This window comes from Roseateles sp., from assembly GCF_049240545.1.
In the GTDB taxonomy this organism is placed as follows: Bacteria; Pseudomonadota; Gammaproteobacteria; order Burkholderiales; family Burkholderiaceae_C; genus Paucibacter_A.
The window spans coordinates 1-1,949 of record NZ_JBMLSK010000238.1; the positions used below are offsets into that span (position 1 = coordinate 1).

The 1,949-nt window shown below is 61.3% G+C and carries 3 protein-coding genes and 1 pseudogene; all 4 read right to left on the reverse strand.

The window, feature by feature from the left end:
• A pseudogene (locus tag ACOVRJ_RS16630) lies at window positions 1–193 on the reverse strand (transposase); the annotation flags it as partial.
• A 249-nt stretch (window positions 194–442) separates the two neighbouring features.
• The gene (locus tag ACOVRJ_RS16635; protein ID WP_422044952.1) at window positions 443–829 is read right to left on the reverse strand and encodes a hypothetical protein; all 387 of its coding nucleotides are present in this window, start codon (window positions 827–829) and stop codon (window positions 443–445) included.
• A gap of 240 nt (window positions 830–1,069) precedes the next feature.
• A complete protein-coding gene (locus ACOVRJ_RS16640; protein WP_422044953.1) occupies window positions 1,070–1,288 on the reverse strand; it encodes a hypothetical protein in 219 nt (72 codons plus the stop codon).
• A 204-nt stretch (window positions 1,289–1,492) separates the two neighbouring features.
• Window positions 1,493–1,949 (reverse strand): dihydrodipicolinate reductase C-terminal domain-containing protein (locus ACOVRJ_RS16645; protein ID WP_422044954.1); only part of this gene is annotated, 457 nt, incomplete at its 5' end.

The following is a 1,949-nucleotide window of genomic DNA, read 5'->3' on the forward strand; positions in this document are numbered from 1 at the left end:
TGGCTGGCCTCTCTTGATCCGGTGGCCGCTGCGGCACCACAAGCGCACGCAGCTTGGCGTTCGGCGCCAGCACCCCATGAAAACGGATCAGGTGCAACCTCGGCCGCGGCACCAACGCCGCCAGCCGCTGCATGAACTCCAGCGGGCTCATGACCAGGTGCGTGGTCCCGTCGCGCCACGGCGTCTTCAGCTCTTTGTTCCTGCGAGCGAGCATCGGTCAACTCGTTAGAGGCCCCGCCGCCCGATCCGTCAACCTCTTCCGCGGAGGAACAGGTCCAACTCTGCAACTACGCGTTCAAGATCGGCTCTGTGCTGGTGGAAAGTTCTCGCCTGCTCTTCTTCCGTTGACCCGCTGACGCTGCTTTGCCAGAGGTCTGGAAAGTCTGAGCCTGTTAATGTGGAAGTCTTCCATGATCCGGGGCGTTGTCCCACATCATGAAAGTTAATGTGGAAGTCTTCCATGATCCGGGGCGTTGTCCCACATCATGAAAGTTAGCCGTCCATCTTCCCCAAGTATCGACTTGAAGCGATTGCGTAGCTTGCGGCCCTGTTCTTCTGTTCCGCGACGCATCACCTCAGCCAACGCACCTTTCGAAAAGGACCCGATCTTCGTGTACCCGATTTCGTCGTAGAAGAATGCCAAGCTGGTGAACTCGTTGTAGGCCGCACTCTTCATCCTGTGCCGCCATTTCGGATTCAGCTCATGCGCAAGGTTCTTGCGTCCCTTGACGACCGGCGCACCACTAAAGTCATTGTCAAGGAAACCCGAGCGGTCGAGCGGCGTTGTGCTTTCCCCTGCCCGGTAGCGGTCCGTCGTCTGCGGCTGCACCTCGGCGGCCTTCTTGAAGCAAGTGTCGGCCAGGTGCTGCCGGCTCTGGTTGCCGAACGGCTGGGCCTTCTCGCAAACCGGAGAGCCGGATCAGGCTGTGTGCGGTCATTCGTGACGCGTCTCAGGACGGACTTCGCTCGAACCGTTCCTGAGACCAGAGGCCTGGTCCGCAGGCACCGGACAAGGGAATGTGCTCCCTCGGATAGCATCAACCCTGAGCTGAACGTGGGTCACCAGGCATCAACTGGCACTGCCAAGGGCGATCCGCGACCAGCTTCCCCGATAACCCTTTTTCCGAGAGAGCATGGCAATCCTTTCCCAGCCTTGGCGCGCGATTGCAGTCTCCGTGTTGGCGGCGCTGATGGCAGGCGTGGCTAGACGCTTACGGTGGTTCGGCGCCAGCGTCGCATCCAGGTCCACCGGCCGCAGTTCGACCTGATGCCGCTCGGCATGAAGCAATCGCGCTGCGCCTTCGCTGCGCTTGACTGTCGGCGCGGGGCCCTGCGGCAGTTCACTCTCCCCGAACAGGCCCCCTTGGCCTTGTTCGCTCCCCCTGTCGCTGCTTGTGGCACTCATGCAGTGCCAAACAAGTCAGCTGCCGATTTCGTTCACAGGTTCTGAGTCGAAACGGAACTCGAGATCGGTACGGGATCGGGTCGGCGATCAGCAGCGTACGCGCAGCTCGGGACTTTCGATGTCGTACAGCCCGGGCCGGGTCAGCCTCGATGCCGCCTCGATGAGGTCGAGCGCGCCGAGCACGGAAGGCTCCAGCGAAGTGACGCGGTGCACGATCTCGATCGTCTCTCCTGCCAACGTGTAGATGACATGGTGATCTGCAACGGCGTTGCCGTGTCTCAGTATCTCGATCTGGGCGCCACCCGCGGCTTCGGCAAGGCGTTTCGCCGTGGCGCTCGGTGCATCCCTCTTGGTCGCCGGATGGCGATCGATGACGGTGGAGCTCATCTGATGCGGACTGCGTTCGTGCAGGAAGCGGGCACAAGCGAGATGAAGGAGGTGGCCGCGGCTGAGATTCGTTGCGATGACGACCGGTACGTGTCCCGCGGCGGGAGTGTCCGGATTTCTGTGTGTGAGGCGGTTTGCTGAATTGATCTCTTGATGA